Source organism: Streptomyces diastaticus subsp. diastaticus (assembly GCF_011170125.1).
GTDB lineage: Bacteria > Actinomycetota > Actinomycetes > Streptomycetales > Streptomycetaceae > Streptomyces > Streptomyces diastaticus.
In genome coordinates, this window is the sequence record NZ_BLLN01000005.1 from 270,108 (window position 1) to 288,269 (window position 18,162).

14 protein-coding genes and 1 pseudogene are annotated in these 18,162 nt (G+C 75.0%); 7 read left to right on the forward strand and 8 right to left on the reverse strand.

Annotation, left to right across the window (positions count from 1 at the left end):
* Positions 1–25: 25 nt before the first annotated feature.
* From Sdia_RS18875 to Sdia_RS18890, 4 genes are all read right to left on the reverse strand, one after another.
* Entirely contained in the window at positions 26–526 is a 501-nt protein-coding gene (locus Sdia_RS18875) for a hypothetical protein (RefSeq protein WP_100454091.1), read from the reverse strand.
* 148 nt (positions 527–674) lie between these two features.
* A complete protein-coding gene (locus tag Sdia_RS18880) occupies positions 675–1,625 on the reverse strand; it encodes a universal stress protein (RefSeq protein ID WP_100454089.1) in 951 nt (316 codons plus the stop codon).
* 142 nt (positions 1,626–1,767) lie between these two features.
* The gene (locus Sdia_RS18885) at positions 1,768–3,261 is read right to left on the reverse strand and encodes a fatty acyl-CoA synthetase (protein ID WP_124287773.1); all 1,494 of its coding nucleotides are present in this window, start codon (positions 3,259–3,261) and stop codon (positions 1,768–1,770) included.
* Positions 3,262–3,365: 104 nt separating this feature from the next.
* Positions 3,366–4,253, reverse strand: a complete 888-nt coding sequence (locus Sdia_RS18890; protein WP_100454085.1) for a universal stress protein — start codon at positions 4,251–4,253, stop codon at positions 3,366–3,368.
* Positions 4,254–4,536: 283 nt separating this feature from the next.
* Here Sdia_RS18890 and Sdia_RS18895 point away from each other — a divergent pair, with 283 nt between their 5' ends.
* Complete coding sequence (locus Sdia_RS18895; protein WP_189500227.1) at positions 4,537–6,345, forward strand: serine hydrolase domain-containing protein; 1,809 nt, start codon at positions 4,537–4,539, stop codon at positions 6,343–6,345.
* Positions 6,346–6,392: 47 nt separating this feature from the next.
* Here the strand turns inward: Sdia_RS18895 and Sdia_RS18900 are convergent, their stop codons facing one another.
* Positions 6,393–7,583 (reverse strand): methyltransferase, encoded by a 1,191-nt coding sequence (locus Sdia_RS18900; protein ID WP_189500226.1) that lies wholly within the window; start codon positions 7,581–7,583, stop codon positions 6,393–6,395.
* A gap of 62 nt (positions 7,584–7,645) precedes the next feature.
* Here Sdia_RS18900 and Sdia_RS18905 point away from each other — a divergent pair.
* Both Sdia_RS18905 and Sdia_RS18910 read left to right on the forward strand, forming a co-directional pair.
* Positions 7,646–8,361 (forward strand): annotated as a pseudogene (locus Sdia_RS18905) (nitroreductase family protein).
* Positions 8,362–8,572: 211 nt separating this feature from the next.
* Positions 8,573–9,418 (forward strand): endonuclease I family protein, encoded by an 846-nt coding sequence (locus tag Sdia_RS18910; RefSeq protein WP_189500225.1) that lies wholly within the window; start codon positions 8,573–8,575, stop codon positions 9,416–9,418.
* A 43-nt stretch (positions 9,419–9,461) separates the two neighbouring features.
* On the opposite strand, the gene Sdia_RS18915 is transcribed toward Sdia_RS18910, so the two are convergent.
* A complete protein-coding gene (locus Sdia_RS18915; protein WP_189500224.1) occupies positions 9,462–10,421 on the reverse strand; it encodes a PrsW family intramembrane metalloprotease in 960 nt (319 codons plus the stop codon).
* A gap of 97 nt (positions 10,422–10,518) precedes the next feature.
* Positions 10,519–11,181, reverse strand: a complete 663-nt coding sequence (locus Sdia_RS18920) for a VanZ family protein (protein WP_189500223.1) — start codon at positions 11,179–11,181, stop codon at positions 10,519–10,521.
* A 161-nt stretch (positions 11,182–11,342) separates the two neighbouring features.
* Between Sdia_RS18920 and Sdia_RS18925 the strand changes: the two genes are divergently transcribed.
* The 4 genes from Sdia_RS18925 to Sdia_RS18940 all read left to right on the forward strand — a co-directional run bounded on the left by Sdia_RS18925 (position 11,343) and on the right by Sdia_RS18940 (position 16,986).
* Positions 11,343–12,353, forward strand: a complete 1,011-nt coding sequence (locus Sdia_RS18925; protein ID WP_115069405.1) for a zinc-binding dehydrogenase — start codon at positions 11,343–11,345, stop codon at positions 12,351–12,353.
* A gap of 184 nt (positions 12,354–12,537) precedes the next feature.
* Positions 12,538–13,116, forward strand: coding sequence for a TetR family transcriptional regulator (locus Sdia_RS18930; RefSeq protein ID WP_181844092.1), 579 nt, complete (start codon positions 12,538–12,540; stop codon positions 13,114–13,116).
* A 144-nt stretch (positions 13,117–13,260) separates the two neighbouring features.
* Positions 13,261–15,879, forward strand: coding sequence for an excinuclease ABC subunit UvrA (locus Sdia_RS18935; RefSeq protein WP_185393634.1), 2,619 nt, complete (start codon positions 13,261–13,263; stop codon positions 15,877–15,879).
* A gap of 309 nt (positions 15,880–16,188) precedes the next feature.
* A complete protein-coding gene (locus Sdia_RS18940) occupies positions 16,189–16,986 on the forward strand; it encodes an NAD(P)-dependent oxidoreductase (RefSeq protein ID WP_100454069.1) in 798 nt (265 codons plus the stop codon).
* Positions 16,987–17,145: 159 nt separating this feature from the next.
* On the opposite strand, the gene Sdia_RS18945 is transcribed toward Sdia_RS18940, so the two are convergent.
* Positions 17,146–18,096, reverse strand: coding sequence for an ion transporter (locus Sdia_RS18945; RefSeq protein ID WP_100454066.1), 951 nt, complete (start codon positions 18,094–18,096; stop codon positions 17,146–17,148).
* Positions 18,097–18,162: the final 66 nt, after the last annotated feature.

The window sequence follows — 18,162 nt, forward strand, 5'->3', positions numbered from 1 at the left end:
CCGGCCGGTGTGGTGTGCGTGGTGCTCAGCCCTGCTGGAAGAGTTCGGCGGGCAGCGGCTTGAGGAGGGCGTACAGGTCGTCGGTGATGGGTCGGTCCCAGGCGGCGACGGTGACCAGGACGTTGTCACTGCGGTCGAACTGGACGCAGGAGACGCGGCTCTCGGAGAGCTTCACGCGGCGCACGATCAGCAGGTTGTCGCCCTGCATCACGGGGACGTCCTCGGTGTCGACGACCTCGGTCTCCTCGTCGTTGCCGAGGGCGAGGAGGAGCTGGGCCACCTCGAACGGGGGCTGCTTGTCGGCGAGGTCACGGGCGGGGGAGCCCTCCGGGAGGTTGCCGATGACCATCGCGGGTCCCCGGCCGCCGAACAGGTCGTAGCGCAGAAAGACGCCCTGGCAGGAGCCGTCGGGCGCGGGCAGCAGCCCCGCGCCGAGATTGCCCGGCCAGTCCTCGGGGTCCATGGCCAGGACGTCGAAGTCCGGGCCCGCTGGTGTGGCGGCGCTGCGGCGGCGGAGGAAGGACATGCCGCCATGGTACGTGCACAGCCGTGCCGTGCGGCGGGCGGTGCCGGTGGGGATGCGGGCCGTTGACGCGAGGGCCGGCGGCCCTGGCGGGGCGGAGTACGGGGTGCCGGGGCCCGCGTCCGGCCGGGCCGGGCGCGGGCCCGTCGGGTCAGGCGGCGTCCTCGCCGGTGGACGCGGCGGCTTCCGCCAGTTCCTGGGCGGTGGGGACGACGGCGACAGGGGCGGGCGCGTGCAGAAGGACGGCGTGGGTGACCGAGCCGAGCATCCGCACGGGCGAGAAGGCGCGGGGCCGGTGGCGGCCGACGACCACCAGTTCGGCGCCACGGGCGGCGGCGACCAGGTGGCCGGCGGCGTCCCCGGGCGCGACCTGGGCCTCCACGGTGACCTGCGGGTAGGTGTCCTTCAGGGTGGCGACGCGCTCGGTGACGAGCTGGCGGCACTCCGCCTCGGCGGCCTCCTGGTCGGCGGCGGAGGGCATGTACTCGCCCGCGGCGGCCCAGGCGATCACGGGCCACGGGTACGCGCAGACGACGTGCAGCCGGGCGGAGCGCATCGCGGCCTCGCGGAAGGCGAAGGCGAGGACCGGGTCGGGACCGGGGCCGGCCGGGTCCGGGAACTCGGCGGACATCCCGAGGACGACGCGAGTGCCGGGCGCGGGCTCCGGGGCGTCGGTGTGGACCTCTCGGCCGGGGCGGGGCACGACGACGACGGGGCTGTCGGCGTCGCGGGCGCAGGCCATGCCGTTGGAGCCGAGGAGGAGGCTGGCGAAGCCGCCGCGGCCGCGGGAGCCGAGCACCAGGAGCTGGGCCTCGGCACCGAGCTCGGGGAGGATCGAGGCGGCGCTGGAGTCGAGGGTGGCGAAGGAGACGTCGGGCAGCCCGGGACGTCCGGCGAGGACCTGGCGCGTCTCGACGATGACGGAGCTGTCGGGGGCGTCGGCCCCGGCGGGGGGTTCGGCACCGCGCGGGGTGGCGGTGCGGACGGCGTGGACGATGCGGAGGGGGGCCTCGCGCAGACGGGCCTCCTCCAGGGCCCATTCCAGGGCGCGGTTGCTGTCGTCGGATCCGTCGACGGCCGCGATGACGGGCAGGGTGCTCATGGTTCTCGCCTCCGGGGCGCAGCGGTGGTGCGGCTGGTTCCGCTGCCAGCTTCGCTCAGTCCGGGGCCGGAAGGGAGGGACCTTGGTCCCGTGTCGCGGCCGAGTGGCCCCCGGCGGAGCGGGCCGGGGGGCGGGGCCGGGGTCAGCCGAGGCGGTCGCGGAGTTCGCGTTTGAGGATCTTGCCGCTGGCGTTGCGCGGGAGAGCGTCGGCGAAGACGATCCGCTTGGGCGTCTGGAACGAGGCGAGGCGCTCGCGGGTGTGGGCGAGCAGTTCGGCCTCGGTGGTCTCCGCGCGGGTGACGACGACGGCGGTGACGGCCTCGATCCACTTGTCGTCCGGGAGGCCCACGACGGCGGTCTCGGCGACGGCCGGGTGGGTGTAGAGGGCGTCCTCGACCTGGCGCGAGGCGACCAGGACGCCGCCGGAGTTGATGACGTCCTTGAGCCGGTCGACGACGGTGAAGTAGCCGTCCTCGTCGCGGACGGCGAGGTCGCCGGAGTGGAACCAGCCGCCGCGGAACGCCTCGGCGCTCTCCTCGGGCAGACCCCAGTAGCCGTCGCACAGCTGCGGGGAGCGGTAGACGATCTCGCCGGGGGTGCCGTCGGGGACCTCCGCGCCGTCCTCGTCCACGACGCGGGCCTCGACGAAGAGGACGGGCCGGCCGCAGGAGTCGAGGCGGCCCTCGTGCTCGTCGGGGCCGAGGACCAGGGCGAGCGGTCCGATCTCGCTCTGCCCGAAGCAGTTGGAGAAGGCGAGTTCCGGCAGGCGGGCGCGGAGCCGTTCCAGCACGGGGACCGGCATGATCGAGGCGCCGTAGAACGCCTTGCGCAGGGCGGTCAGGTCCCGGGTGGCGAACGAGGGGTGCTGGGAGAGGGCGATCCAGACCGTGGGCGGGGCGAAGAGGGAGTCGGCGCGTCCCGCCTCCACGAGGGAGAGCACGGTCTCGGGGTCGGGTCCGTCGAGGACGGTGTTGTCGGCGCCGACGGCGAGGTAGGGCAGCAGGAAGACGTGCATCTGCGCCGAGTGGTAGAGCGGCAGCGTGTGCAACGGGCGGTCCTGGGCGCTCAGGCCGAGGGTGTGCAGGGCACTGGTGTAGGCGTGGACCAGGGCGCGGTGGCTCATCATCGCGCCCTTGGGCAGGGCGGTGGTGCCGGAGGTGTAGAGGAGCTGGGCGACGGCCTCGGGGGCGGGCTCGGGACCGTCGTACGGGGGCGCCTCGGCGAGCAGGGCGAGCAGCGAGTCGTCGGTGTCGCGCAGCGGCAGCACGTCCGTGCCGTCGGGCAGGTGCCCGGCGAGGGCGGGGTCGGCGAGGACGGTGCGGCTGCCGGAGCTGGTGAGGATGTGGGTGAGGCCGGCGCCGGTGAGGTTCTGGTTGACGGGCACGTGGATCAGGCCGGCGCGCGAGCAGGCGAGGAAGCCGATGAGGTACGCGTCGGAGTTGTGGCCGTAGGCGGCGACGCGGTCGCCGGGGGCGAGGCCGCGGGCGGTGAGGACCTGGGCGGCGGCCGAGACGGCGCCGTCGAGCTCGGCGTAGCTCCAGACGCGGTCGGCGTAGCGCAGGGCGGTGGCGCGCGGGGTGCGGCGGGCGCTGCGGCGCAGCACTCCGTCGACGGTGTTGCCTTGGGGTGCCGTCATGGGCGTGATCCTCGGCCCGCCCGGGTGGGCCGGTCAAGGGTGGTGCGGCCGCCGGTTGCGGCGCGTCCCGGGAGACGGGCTCCGCGGGCGCGCCGCGAGCCGGGTCAGCTGTCGGCGGGCACGTCGCGGATGACGGCGACGGGGCAGTCGGCGTGGTGGAGCAGGGCCTGGCTGGCGGAGCCGAGCAGCAGTCCGGCGAAGCCGCCCCGGCCCCGGGCGCCGACGACGATCAGCTGGGCGGTGCGGCTGGCCTCGATCAGGGCGGGCCTGGTCCGGGAGCGGAGCAGACGGCGTTCGACCTGGACCTGCGGATAGCGGGCCTGCCATCCGGCGAGTGCCTCGGCGAGCAGGCGCTGCTCGTCCTCCTGGAGGCGGTCCAGGTCGGTGACGAGGGGCATGGGTTCGCCGGGGTTGCGGTGGGCGGGCTGGGTCCAGTTGCTCCAGGCGTGCAGGGCGACGAGCGGCGCGGCACGGCGGGCGGCGGTGGCGAAGGCGAAGCCGACGGCGCCGTCGGCCTGCGGGGAGCCGTCGAGGCCGAGGACGACGGGGCCCTGCGGGTCGGGCCGTCCGCGCAGGACCAGGACGGGGCTCTCGCCGTGGGCGGCGAGGTGGATGGCGGTGGAGCCGAGGAGGAGGCTGCTGAACCCGCCCAGGCCCCGGCTGGCGACGACGGTGAGGACCGCGTCGCGGGACTCCGCGGCGAGGACGGAGAGGGCTTCCCCGGTGATGAGTTCGGGGTCGGTCTCCAGGCCGGGCACGGTGGCCTCGGCGCGGGCGACGGCTTCGTCGAGGAAGGTCCTGGCCTGGTTGAGGAGGCCGCCCTCGGTGGGGCCGAGCGCGGAGGCGGTGAGCTGGACGTGGAGCATCGGCCAGATGAAGGCGTGGACGATGCGCAGCGGGCAGCCCCGGTCGGCCGCCTCGCGGGCGGCGGCGGCGACCGCGTCGAGGCTCTCCTCGGAGCCGTCGATGCCGACGAGTACGGGCCTGGTCATGCGGTGCTCCTGGGCGCGAGGTGTCCGGTGGGGGGCCGGTGGGCGGGCTGGGGCATGGGGACCTCCTTCGTTCCAGCTTTGCCCCGCGCGCGGGGACGTGCCCCGGGCCGCTGGTCCCTAGGGGCAGGACCTTCGTCCTTTCGGGGGGTTTGGCGTGGGCCGGTTGCCGGGCGGCGGGCGGCCCGCGGCGGAGCGGGCGGCAGGGTTGACACGGACCCGTCATGACATGAAAGTTTCGCGGGTCGGGCGTCATCTCGAAAGATTCTTTCAGGGGGTGCGGTTCATGGCCGAGCAGCCGGAGGACGGTCGGTGGGCGGGCGGGGTCTCCCGGCGCCGTCTGGGAACGGCGGCACTGGCACTCGGCGGGGCGGTGGCCCTGGTGCCGTTCCCCGCCGGTCCGGCCGCGGCGGTCCCCGCCGCGCCGGGGGCGGGGGCCAGGGGTGCGACGACGCTGCGGCGCGGCAGCGCCCGGCGTGCCGGACTGCTGGCGGGGCAGCTGCGCCGGCTGGTCACCGACGCGGAGCGGTTCCTCGGCCCCTCCCCCACGCACCCCTGGTACGCCGGGGCGGTGCTGCTGGCCGGGCGTGGCGGCACGGTGGCGCTGCACGAGCCGATCGGGCACGCGGTGCGCTACGAGCGGTACGACGAGGTGGCCGACACCGGGGTGGAGCTGCCCCCCGAGCGGCAGGTGCCGATGGCCGAGGACACCGTCTTCGACCTGGCCTCCGTCTCGAAGCTGTTCACCTCGCTGCTGGCGGTGCGGCGGCTGGAGCGCGGGGAACTGGAGCTCGGCGCCCCGGTCGCCTCGTACCTGCCCCGGTTCGCCGGCGGCGGCAAGGCCGGGGTGACGGTGGTGCAGCTGCTCACGCACACCTCGGGGTTCCCGTCGTGGATCCCGCTGTACGAGGAACCGACGCACGAGGCGCGGCTGGCGCGGATCTGGGCGCAGGAACTGGTGGCCGGACCGGGCACCGCGTACCTCTACTCGGACCTCAACCTGATCACTCTCCAGCTGCTGCTGGAGGAGGTGACGGGGACGCCCCTGGACGAGCTGCTGCGCGAGGAGATCACCGGGCCGCTCGGCATGACCCGGACCCGCTACAACCCGCCCGCCTCGTGGCGGCCGAAGATCGCGGCCACGGAGGACTCCCGGCCGCCCTGGGCGGGGCTGGACCGGGGCATGATCCGCGGTGAGGTGCACGACGAGAACGCCTTCGCCATGGGCGGGGTGGCGGGGCACGCCGGGGTGTTCTCCTGCGCGTGGGACCTGGCCGTGCTGGGGCGGACCCTGTTGAACGGGGGTGTGTACGGCGGGCGGCGGATCCTGCGCGAGGAGTCCGTGGAGCTGATGTTCCGGGACTTCACCCCGGAGTTCCCCGGCGACGCGCACGGCCTGGGGTTCGAGCTGTACCAGCACTGGTACATGGGAGCGATGGCGACGCCCCGGTCGGCGGGGCACACCGGCTTCACCGGGACGAGCCTGGTGCTCGACCCGAGTACCGACTCCTTCCTGGTGGTGCTCGGCAACTCGGTGCACCCGGTGCGTTCCTGGCGCTCCGGCAGCGCGCCCCGGGTGGCGGCGGCCGACCGGATGGCACGGGCGGTGCCGGTGAGGCCGCGCACGGGGCGGACGGCCTGGTTCTCCCAGATGGCCTCGGACACCACGGCGGTCCTCGCACTGCCACCGCTGAAGCTGTCCGGCGGCGGGGCGCGGCTGCGCTGCGGCCTGTGGTGGGACACCGAACCGGGCGCCGACCCGCTGGCGCTGGAGGTGTCGGCCGGCGGAGAGACGTGGGAGCCGCTGGCGTTCACCACCCGCCGCCGGGGCGGGGAGCCGTCCGAGCACCCCGAGGGGACGGCGGGCGGCTGGTCGGGCCGTGTCTGGCACGAACTGGAGGCGGACCTGGACCGGTGGCGCGGGAGCCGGGTACGGCTGCGCTGGCGGTACACGACCGACCGGCTGTACGTGGGCCGGGGTGTCTACGTCGACGCGGTGCGGGTGACCGAGGGGCGCCGGGTCCGTTTCGACGAGCGGCGGCCCGGGGACGCGGCGCGGATCGAGGCGGACGGCTGGGTCCGCTCGTCGGACTGACGGCGACCGGTCGCCGCGGCGCCGGGGAGGTGCCGGCGCCGCGGCGGTCAGCCCTTGACGGCCCGCAGGACGACGAACTTCGGGTCGGAGGCGACGGTCGCGCAGTTCCCGAAGAGGCGCCGCAGCCTCTGGTGGTGGCCGAGGTGGCGGTTGGCGACGACCCACAGCTCGCCACCGGGCCGCAGCACGCGCCGGGCTCCGGCGAACATCCGGCGGGCGGTGGCGTCGGTGACGGCCTGGTGGGAGTGGAAGGGCGGGTTGGTCAGCACCAGGTCGACGGAGGAGCCGGCGACGGCGGCCGGGTCGGAGAGGCCGTCGGTGACCAGGAAGGTGCCGCGCAGCGGGTCGGGAGCGTTGTCGCGGAAGGTCCGCTCGGCGGAGGCGACGGCCTGGTGGGACTCGTCGACGAAGACGATCTCCGCCTCGGGGCTGGTGCGGGCGACGGCGGTGCCGACGACGCCGTTGCCGCAGCCGAGGTCCACCACCCGGGCGGGGCCGGCGGGGGCCGGGAGCTGCCCGAGGAAGAAGCGGGTGCCGATGTCGAGGCGGTCGGCGCAGAAGATCCCGGCGTGGTTGGTGACGGTGCGGCCGGACATGGCTCCGATGCCGTCCGGCAGCGCGTACCGCAGCGGCCAGGGGCTCGGGGCGCGGTTCTCGCGGCGGGCCACCGTGGCGTGGATGAGGCGTGCCTTCTGCTCGGCCAGGGAGGTGCGGGTGGGCCCGACGATCCGCTCGAAGAGACGCAGGGTGGAGGTGTGGATCTCCTTGACCATACCGGTGCCGACGACGAGCGAGCCGGCGTGCAGCGCGGGGGCGAGCCGGTGGAGCTGGTCCTCCAGCAGGGCGAGGCTCTTCGGGACGCGGACGAGGAGCACGTCGATCCGCTCGGGCGGCGCGTCCTGGGTGGTGAGCAGACCGACCCCGGCGGCCTGCGGGTCGCCGGCCCCGGCGCGCGCGAGGTTGGCGCGGGTGGCGGAGCGGGCGAGGTGGGAGTCGCTGATCTGGACCGGCCGGTGCGCGGCGAGGGCGGTGGTGAGGGCGCCCCAGCGGTCCAGGGCGACGACGAGCGCGCCGCCGTCCGGCCGGTCCCGGCCGTCGGCACCGGCCAGGGCACCACTCTGCGCGAGGTGGCGCAGGAGGTAGGCGTCGGCGGCGTCCCAGGCGCGGAACGGGTCGCGGGGGTCCTCGGGGAAGCGGGTGAGGTCGTGCGTGCCCCACTCCGTGGTCAGACGGTTCATCGTCCGTCCAGGCTAGCGGAGGAGGGTGGGCCGGGGACGGGCGCGTCCGTACGCTCCCGGCCATGGACGATCCCGGAAGACCGGCGGACCCTGGCCTGTTCTCGCCCCGGTCGACGCTGCGGGCGATGCGCCGGCTGAAGCCCGACCCGGTCCCCGGCGGGCTGCTGGAGCGGCTGGTGCAGGCGGCGGTGCGGGGCCGAGCGGCTCCGACGCGCAGGGCTGCCGGTACGTGGTGGCGACCGACCGGGCGGTGACGGCGCGGCCGGCCCCGCTGTGGGCGCGGCGCGTGGACGCCTACCTGGCGACGGCGGGCCGTGCGGTGCCCGAGGGGATGGACCCGGCGGCGTACGCGCGGACGGTGGCCGACCGTCCGCCACCAGCGCGACCACTTCGCCGAGACGCCCGCGCTGGTCATCCCCTGCTACCGCTGGCCGGCACTGAAGCCGGAGGCGGCCGGGCCGAAGGAGTCGGCGACGGCACTGGGGGCGGCCGCCTCACTGCGGCCGGCGCGGCGGCAGAAGCGGATCCTGTCGCTGACCGAGGCGTCGAGCGTCTGTCCCGGAGCGCAGAACCTGCTGCTGGCAGCGCGCCGGCTCGGGCTCGCGGCCGACACCACCAGCTGGCGCCTGATGCTGGAGCGAGCACGAGGGGAAGGAGGAGCTGGCGATCCCGAAGGGCGTGAAGACCTTCGCGGCGATCCCGGTGGGGTGGCGCGCGGGCGGTTCGGACCGGTGCGCCGCCGCCCGTGGGGAGCGTGATCCGCCGCGACGGATGGTGACGGCGGCACGGACGGGTGGTGACGGCCGGTCAGGGGAGAACCGGCGCACCCCACTCGACACTTGACCTGCACATGATGGATACAGGGTGTTCATACGGTGCGGCGGGCGCTGTGGAAAGCTCCGGCAGACCGGAAAGCCACACACGCCCACCGCCCGGCCCCTCCCCCACTCCGGCGGCCGAGCGGTGTCCGTACCGAGAGGACACCCCACATGTCCCGTCGTCATATCCCCGGCCGTCGGCCCGTGCTGGCAGTGCTGGCGGCCGGCGCGCTGATCGGCACGCTCGGTGCCGCCGGGCCGGTGACCGGCGATCCCGCCACCGCGCCCGCCGCGACCGCCACCGCCACCGCCACCGCCACCGCCGTCGTACTGGACGACACGTACTACCAGGACGCGCTCGGCAAGTCGGGCGAAGAACTGAAGTCGGCGCTGAACACCATCATCAGCGACCAGACCAAGCTGTCGTACAGCCAGGTCTGGGACGCGCTCAAGGACACCGACGAGGACCCCGAGGACTCCTCGAACGTGGTCCTCCTGTACACCGGCCGTTCGCAGTCCAAGGACAGCAACGGCGGCGGCAGCGGCCAGTGGAACCGCGAGCACGTCTGGGCCAAGTCCCACGGCGACTTCGGTACCTCCACCGGACCCGGCACCGACATCCACCACCTGCGCCCCACGGATGTCCAGGTCAACTCCACGCGCGGCAACAAGGACTTCGACGAGGGCGGCTCGGAGCTCTCCGACGCGCCCGGCAACTTCACCGACGGCGACTCGTTCGAGCCCCGCGACGAGGTCAAGGGCGACGTGGCGCGCATGATCCTCTACATGGCGGTGCGGTACGAGGGCACCGACTCCTTCCCGGACCTGGAGCCCAACGACCAGGTCGACAACGGCTCGCAGCCCTACATGGGGCGGCTGTCGGTGCTGAAGCAGTGGAGTCAGGAGGACCCGCCGGACAGCTTCGAGCAGCGGCGCAACGACGTGATCTTCGAGCAGTACCAGCACAACCGCAACCCGTTCATCGACCACCCGGAGTGGGTCGACGAGATCTGGTAGTCCCGGACACCCCGGCCGCTGAGCCCCGCCCGCCGGGCGGGGCTCAGCGCTCTCCCCAGCCCGGCCACGACGGGGCGGTGCGCTCTCCCGCGGCGGCGTCCAGCGGGCGGGAGCGCCGGGCGAGGGCGCGCAGCCAGCCGAGCGCGACCAGGCTGACCACCAGCCAGCCGCCCCACTGGAGGCCGGTGATGAAGCCGACCTGGGCGGAGGTGGGCCGGGGCACGTAGCCCGTCTCCAGCAGGTGCCACTGCCAGTCGGTGCCGGTGAACAGCAGGGCGAGTGCGGCGGCGACCGCGTGCATGGCGTCCCACAGCGCGTGCAGCACGGAGAGCCCGAGCCAGGCCGCGACCACCGAGCCGGTCAGCCGCAGCCTCCCGGACCGGGCGGAGGCGGCGAAGAGCACACCGCCCGCGATCGCCGTCCACAGGCCGTGCCCGAAGGGGGCGAGCAGGCCGCGCAGGATCTCGGTCTGCACCAGGTCGGTCAGCGACAGGCCCTTCACGGTGAGCAGGGCGGTCAGCGCGTAGCCGGAGGACTCCAGCGCGGCGAAGCCGAAGCCGACGGCGGCGCCGAGGACCATGCCGTCGCGCGGCCGGTGCGGGCGCAGCCTGGCCGCCATCAGCCAGAGCGCGGCGATCTTCACGCCCTCCTCGATGAGCCCGACGCCCAGCCACATCCACGGCGAGGGACGCAGGAGCGAGGACTCCAGTACGGAGGCGCCCAGCACGCCGAGGGTGCCGCCGGCCAGGAAGGCCGCCATGAGGCGCTGCGGGGTCAGCACGCCGTCGGGCCCGGCCCGGTCGAAGGCCCACGCCACGAAGGTGACCGGCACCAGGAAGCTGCCGAGGAGCACCAGGGTGGGGATGAGGTTGGCGTTGCGGGTGGAGAAGGTGACGGCGACGGTCAGCAGCCACAGCAACAGGCCGACCACGAAGATGACCAGCCAGGGCCGGGGGCCGTGGCGGACGCCTCGCGCCGGGGCGGGCTGACGGTCCGGCGCCATGGACTCCCCTTCTCGGCTCGGCTGCTCGTCCGAGCCTCCGGCTGGTCCGGGGGCCGCGCCAGCGGGCCGGGTCCGGCGGGGTGAGCCGGTACTCCGGTCAGGGCGCCGGCTTCCTCCCCGCCTGCACGGCACCGGCTGCCGGCCTGGCCCCGCCGCGCCGGAACCGGTTCCGCAGCCCGGCGAGGCGCCCCGCTCGGGCCGCGGCCGGGGCCTTGTCCGGGGCGGGCGCGGGCTCGGCGGGGCCGGGGCGGGGCGCCTCGTCGGCCGTGGCGCCGGCGAGGGAGTGGTAGCGGTGGCCGATCCGGCGGCCGAGGAGCAGGTAGGCGAGGAGGGCGCCGCCCGTGTTGAGGAGGACGTCGTCGATGTCGAAGGCGCGGCCCTCCACCACGGAGCCCTGCGCCAGCTCCACCAGGACCATGACGACGGCGGTCAGTCCGACCACCCGCAGCAGCCGCAACCGGCGGGCGACCAGCACCGGCAGCAGCAGGCCGAAGGGGAAGCCGAGGAGGAGGTTGCCGCCGGCCTGCTTGAGGGCGGCGAGGAAGGTGTAGTCCTCGGCGTAGCTGCGCAGGGAGCGGCCGGGGGTGAGGTTGGCGTGGACCAGGTCGGCCGAGGCGGGTGAGGGCGTGAGCGTCACCTGCGCGAGGACGACCGAGAAGGCCACCATGGCGGCGAAGGCCACTGTCACGACCAGGGCGCGCGCCAGGGCGCGGACCCATGCGGCGCGGCGCGGTCGGGGGTCTTGCGCTCTGGTTGTCATGGACACCTGATGCCCCGGCGGGCCAGGGTCATACGCGCCGGTTCCGGCGGGCCGCGGGGCTCCTCGCCGGGTGGTGCCGCCGGTGCGGGAGTACGTTGGACGGTGGGTGTCGCGCCGTCCGGCGGCGGGCGCCCGCCGTACCGCGAGAAAGGCCCCTGACCATGGACACCATGCGCGCCGCGCGCCTCCACGTCCCCTCCCGCACCCTGTCCGTCGAGGACGTGCCGAAGCCCGTTCCGGGACCGGGTCAGGTCCGGGTGAAGGTCGAGGCGGCGGGCGTGTGCCTGTCGGACGTCCACCTGATCGACGGCACTTTGAGCCCGCTCTACCTGGAGGGGGAGACGGTGACCCTGGGCCACGAGGTGGCGGGCACGGTCGACGCGGCAGGCGAGGGCGTGGCCGGCTGGGAACCCGGGGAGCGGGTGGTGCTCCAGGCCGGGGAGTCACGGAACGGGACGACGTACACCCGCGGCGTCGACTACGACGGCGGCTGGGCCGAGTACGCGCTGGCGACCGCCACCACGCTGGTCCGGCTCCCCGACGCCATCCCCTTCAACCAGGCGGCGATCATCCCGGACGCCGTGTCGACGCCGTGGGCGGCGATCACCGGCACCGGTGACGTGCGTCCCGGGGAAGCGGTGGGCGTGTGGGGCGTGGGAGGGCTCGGCGCGCACGGCGTGCAGCTGCTGCGGGCGATCGGCGCGTACCCGGTGGTGGCCGTCGATCCGGCACCGGCGGCCCGGGAGCGGGCGCTGGCCTTCGGCGCGGACGCGGCCTTCGGCGCGGCCGACCCGGAGCTGCGGGCGAGGCTGCTGGCGCTGACCGGGGGCACCGGACTGGCGGCCGCGTTCGACTTCGCGGGGGTCCCGGCCGTGCGCGAGCAGGCGCTGACGGTGCTGGGCCCGAAGGGACGGCTGGTGCTGGTCGGCCTCACCGCCCACCCGCTCACCGTGGCCGACGGCACGCTCTTCAGCTACCTCCAGCAGCAGATCCGCGGCCACTACGGGTCGGACGAGCACCACGTGCCGCAACTGGTGGCGCTGGCCGGCGGCGGACGGCTCGACTTCTCCCGCTCCGTCTCCGGCGTGCTGCCACTGGAGCAGGCGGCCGAGGCGGTGCGGCGCACGGAGACCAAGGAGGGCGACCCGGTCCGGCTGGTCCTGCGCCCCTGACCTGGTACGACACCGTTCCCTGACGCCACGTCGGCAAGGGCTCCCGGCCATCCCTCCGGGCCTGCCCCGGAGGGATCGGGACGGGCCGGGTGAGGGGGGCCGGACCCCGTGTACTGTTCTCAGCGCAGTCGGCCCTCTGTCGGCCGTCTTCGCCCAGCCCACGGACCGGATACGGAGACTTCAGATGCTGGCCAGGGAACGGCAGCCGAGCCAAGCGGAACAGCACGGCGGCGGACGTACCGAGCCCCGCGCGGCCGGTCGCGGCGAGGGTCCGCTCGACCCGTACCGCCCCTCGATGTACTTCTACTGCGGCAACGAGCACGCGGTGGTCGAAGCGGCGCTGCGGGTGCTGGACGACCGCGTGCTGACGCCGGTCCGGCGGGCCGCGGGGACCGAGGGCGCCCGCACGGAGGAGCTCCTCGCGGTCTTCCTCGACACGATCCGCGACGTCTGGCAGGACCAGGGCCAACTGCTCGTGGCGGCCTGCGAGTTCATCGGCGAGGACGACGAGACCCGGGACGACTGGCGGGCCGCCTCCGTCGCGCTGGGCGACGCGTTCACGCCCGTCGTCTCCCGCGACCGGGAACGCGGCGCCCTGCCCACCGCGGGCGACGCGCACGCCCTGGTGGTCGCCCTGTGGTGGACGGTGGAGCGCACCTACTACATGGCGTACAGCGCCGGGCCCGTCCCGCGGGAGGTCAGCGAGGCCACCGCCATGCTGGGGCTGCTCACCCGCCGCACGCTCGGCCTCGCCGACGCCTGAGCCGTCGGCGAGCAGCGTCCCACGGCCCGCACGTGACTCCGTGCGGGCCGCTCGGGCGCCGTCCCTCCCGCCACTCCTGCCGCCGGTCACCCGGCCACCGGACGCCGATGGCGGGGTCCGGCCCCCGAAGGTACGTTGAGCGCCATGCCCCCTTCCTCCCGGCCGGTATCCGCCCCGTCGTCCGCCGGGGCGCCGGACGCCGGTGAGGACGGGCTGATCAAGGTCCGGGACGCCGCGGAGCACAACCTGCGCCACGTCGACGTGGACATCCCCCGCGACCGGGTGGTGGCCTTCACCGGGGTCTCCGGCTCCGGCAAGTCCTCGCTCGCCTTCGCGACCCTCTACGCCGAGGCCCAGCAGCGGTACCTGGAATCCGTCGCGCCCTACGCCCGGCGGCTGATCGACCAGGGTTCCGCCCCGAAGGTCGGCTCGATCACCGGCCTGCCACCCGCCGTCGCCCTGCGCCAGCAGCACAGCGGCGGCAGCACCCGCTCGACGGTGGGCACCGTGAGCCGCGTCTCCAACGTGCTGCGCATGCTGTACTCCCGGGCCGGCACCTATCCGGCCGGGCGGACCCCGGAGGACCTGGCCGGGACCTTCCCGCGCGACGCCGCCCCGCTGGACTCGGACAGCTTCTCGCCCAACACCGCGGTGGGCGCCTGCCCGACCTGCTCGGGCCTGGGCCGACTGCACACGGTCGACGAGGCCGCACTGGTGGGGGACGACTCGCTGAGCATCCGGGAGGGCGCCATCGCGGCGTGGCCGGGGGCGTGGCAGGGCAAGAACTACCGCGACATCCTCGCCGAACTCGGCATCGACATCGACGCGCCCTTCCACACGCTCCCGGCCGAGCGCCGGGAGTGGCTGCTGACCACCGACGAGCAGCCGACGGTCACCGTCCACCCGGTGCGCGACGCCCACCGCGTCGCCCGCACCTACCAGGGCACGTACATGAGCCCGCGCAAGTGGGTCAGCCACACCTTCGCCACCTCCAAGGCCGCGCACCTGCGGGCGAAGGCCGCCTCGTTCATGACCCAGGAGCTCTGCCCTGCCTGCCACGGCAAGCGCCTCAAACCCGAGGCGCTGGAGGTGACGCTCGCCGGGCAGGACATCGCGTACGCCACCTCGCTGCCGCTGGCGCGGCTCTCGGCCTTTTTGGAGCAGGTGCGCGGCCACCCCGACACCCTGGCCCTCCCGGCCGGGCGCAGGCAGGCCGGGCACGCGCTGATCGCGAGTCTCCAGGACCAGCTGGGCACCCTGGTGGACCTGGGGCTCGGCTACCTGGCCACGGCGCGCACCACCTCGACCCTCTCCGGCGGAGAACTCCAGCGGCTGCACATGGCAACCCAGCTGCGCAGCGGCCTGTTCGGCGTGCTGTACGTGCTGGACGAGCCCTCGGCCGGACTGCACGCCTCCGACACGGAGTTGCTGCTCACCGCCCTGCGGCGGCTCCGGGGGAGCGGCAACAGCGTCTTCGTGGTGGAACACAACGCGCAGGTGCTCGCCTCGGCCGACTGGATCGTCGACATGGGGCCGGGCGCCGGCCGGCACGGCGGGCGGGTCCTCCACAACGGGCCCGCCCGTGAACTGGGCGCCGTGCGCGACTCGGTGACCGCCCGGTACCTCGCGCCGGACGCGCCGCCCGCACCCGCGCCGAAGGAGCCGCGGCAGCCGGCCGGACAGCTGCGGCTGCGCGGGGTCACCGGCAACAACCTCCGCGACCTGGACGCTGACTTCCCGCTCGGCACCCTGACCGCCGTCACCGGGGTCTCCGGATCCGGGAAGTCGACCCTCGTCCGGCGCGCCCTGGCCGAGACGGTCCGCGGCCACCTGCACGGGGACGGCGAGGCGGACCGCGCCACGGCGCAGAACGACGAGGAGGAGGACGGCGTTCCCGCCTGGGCCCTGTCCGAGGACCGGGTGACGGTGCGGTCCGGCGCGGGCCTGGAGCACGTCGACCGGCTGGTGGTCGTGGACCAGAAGCCCATCGGCCGCACCCCCCGCTCCAACCTGGCCACCTACACCGGGCTGTTCGACAGCGTCCGCAAGCTGTACGCCGCCCAGCCGACGGCACGTGAACTCGGTTACACCGCTAGCCGGTTCTCCTTCAACGTGCCCCAGGGGCGCTGTCCGCACTGCCTGGGCGACGGGGTCGTCAGCGTCGAGCTCCTCTTCCTGCCCACCGAGACCTCCCCGTGCCCGGTCTGCGAGGGCGCCCGCTACAACCCGGGCACGCTCATGGTGCGTCACCGCGACCGGACCATCGCGGACGTGCTGGCGATGAGCGTGGAGGAGGCCCAGGACTTCCTGCACGACGTGCAGCCCGCCGCCCGCATCCTGGACCTGCTGGCCGACATCGGCCTCGGCTACCTGACGCTGGGCCAGAGCGCCACCACGCTCTCCGGCGGCGAGGCGCAGCGGATCAAGCTGGTGAGCGAACTGCACCGGGCGCCGCGCGGCCACAGCCTGTACCTGCTCGACGAACCCACCTCCGGCCTGCACCCGGCCGATGTCGACCTCCTCGTCGGCCACCTCCAGCGCCTGGTGGACGAGGGCAACACGGTCGTCGTGGCCGAGCACGACCTGCGCACCGTCGCCGCCGCGGACTGGGTCTTGGACCTCGGCCCGGGCGCGGGCGACGACGGCGGCCGCATCGTCGCCCGGGGACGCCCGCGGGACGTCGCCGAGGCGGGCGGCACCGCGACCGCCGACCACCTGCGCCGGTACCTCGCGACACGGGCGGGGTCGCCGGGCGGCGGGTGACGGGGCCCGGCGGGAGCCGCCGCAGACGACGCGGCACGTCGCACGCACCCGGCCGACGCGGGGCACGGCCCACCGCGCGTCGCCGGCCCCGGTCACAGGGGGCGTCCGCCACCTTCTGCACGCCGTCCGTGGTGGAGGGGGCGTGCGTGCCCTCGGCGCGCCGGGCACGAGCTCTCGCACGGGGCCAGCTCAGGCGTTTCCCGGTGTGGCGAAGGGGGCAGTCCCCCGCTCGGACAAATGGGGAGCTCGGGGCACGCGCCGGGCGCCGTGACCACCAGGGACATTCCGGCCATCCCCTAACATCACGGCATGGAACGCATCGCCTTTCTCGGCCTCGGCTCCATGGGAACGCCGATGGCCCGTCGCCTGCTGGCGGCCGGACACCCGCTGACGGTATGGAACCGGACAGCCGCCAGGGCCGAGCCGTTGCGCGCGGAGGGGGCTCGGGTGGCCCACTCCCCCACCGAGGCGGTCCTCGGCGTCGGGCTCGTCGTCACCATGCTCTCCGGCCCTCGGGCGCTCGACGACGTCACCGACGAACTGCTGCCCGCGCTGGGGCACGGGACCGTCTGGGTGGAGATGTCGACGGTCGGCCCCGACGCGGTGGCCACCCTGCGCGACCGGCTCCCCGAAGGCGTGCGGCTGGTCGACGCCCCCGTGATGGGCAGCGTCGACGCGGCGGCCTCCGGATCACTCCAGGTGCTGGCCGGCGGGGAGCTGGAGGGTCCGGCCGCCGAGGTCCTGGAACGCTTCGGCTCGGTGCGCCGCTGCGGTCCCTCCGGTTCGGGGGCCGCGCTCAAGGTGGTCCTCATCAACGCGGTGATCGGCGGCGTCGCGGTCGTCGCGGAGTCCCTGCGCCTGGCGGACGCCCTCGGCGTCGACCCGGCCGGAGCCCGGGAGGCGCTGGCCGCCGGGCCGATGGGGGGTGCGGTACGGCGGACCCTGTCGGACTCCGCGCACTACACCGTGGAGCTGGCCGCCAAGGACGTGGGGCTGGCGACCGGCGCGGCCCGCCTGCCCGTCCTGCGGGCCGTCGGGGAGGAACTGCGTTCCCGCGCCGATCTCGCGGGGCAGGACCTGTCTGCCCTGCGGAACGCACGCGCGTAGGCGGCCGCCCGGCCCGGCGGCGTGTCGGCCGGAGCGGGGACGCGCCCGCTGCCCCGTCGCCTCCGGTCTGACGCACCGCGCTGCTACCGCGCGGGCGAGAGCCGGGCGGCCGGGCCGCTCCCGGCCTCGTCGGCGAGATGGAGCGCGGCTGGCGCGCCGTCAGCGGCGGGCGTCGCCCGCGGCCACCGACGAGGCGGCGGGTCCGTGCCGCACCTGCGGCGCCCTCGGCGCGTTCGCCGGCGCCACCTGGGTGAGGGCGCGTTCGGCGTCGTCCAGGGCGGTGCGGGCGGCTGCGATCCGGGCGCGTAGCAGGGGCAGGGGCTCCGGCGCGGCGGGCGGGACCGCGGCGGGGGGCTTCGGGCTTCCGGAGTCGGACTCGGCCTCGCGCCGGGCCTCGTCGAGGGAGCCGATGACCACGCCGATCAGCAGGTTCACCAGCAGGAACGAGCCGAAGAGGACGAACGAGGCGAAGTACACGATCGTCCAGCGGGAGATCTCCAGACCGGTGCGGACCGCGTCACCGAGGCCGTCCAGGGTGATGAGGAGGAAGAGGGTGAGAGCGGCCCGGCCCAGGGAGCCGAAGTGCTCGGGGTCGTCGTCGGCGAAGAAGGTCCAGCCGACCATCGCGTACACGTAGAGGAGCAGGCCGCCGACGAGGAGGAAGCTGAGGGTGCCGGGCAGGCTCTTGCCGACGGCGACGAGGACGATCCGCAACTGCGGCAGGAAGCGGGCCGCGCGCAGGACGCGGGCGAGCCGCAGCAGCCGCAGCACCGTGGTGTTCTCGCGGAGGAAGGGCAGGAAGGCGCCGGTGACCACGGCGAGGTCGAAGAGGTTCCACGGGTCGCGGAAGAACGCGGCCGGCCGGTCGGCGTGGGCGGCGAGGCGGAGCAGGATCTCGGCGGCGAAGGCGGCGAGGAAGAGGTGCTCGGCGGTCTTGAGGAGCGGCAGCCACCCGGCGACGACACCGGTGTAGGTCTCGGCACCGAGCAGCACCGCGTTGGCGACGATGAGGACGAAGACGGCGCGGGTGAAGAACGGCGAGTCGACGGCGCGCGAGGCGCGGGCCGCCAGTCGGGTCGTTGAACGAGTGGTCGTCCGCGCGTCAGCCATCGGCTGTCTCTCCTGTCGTGCCCGGGGCCCCGTCCCGGCACGGGTGCGCCGGCGGCGGCACCCGCC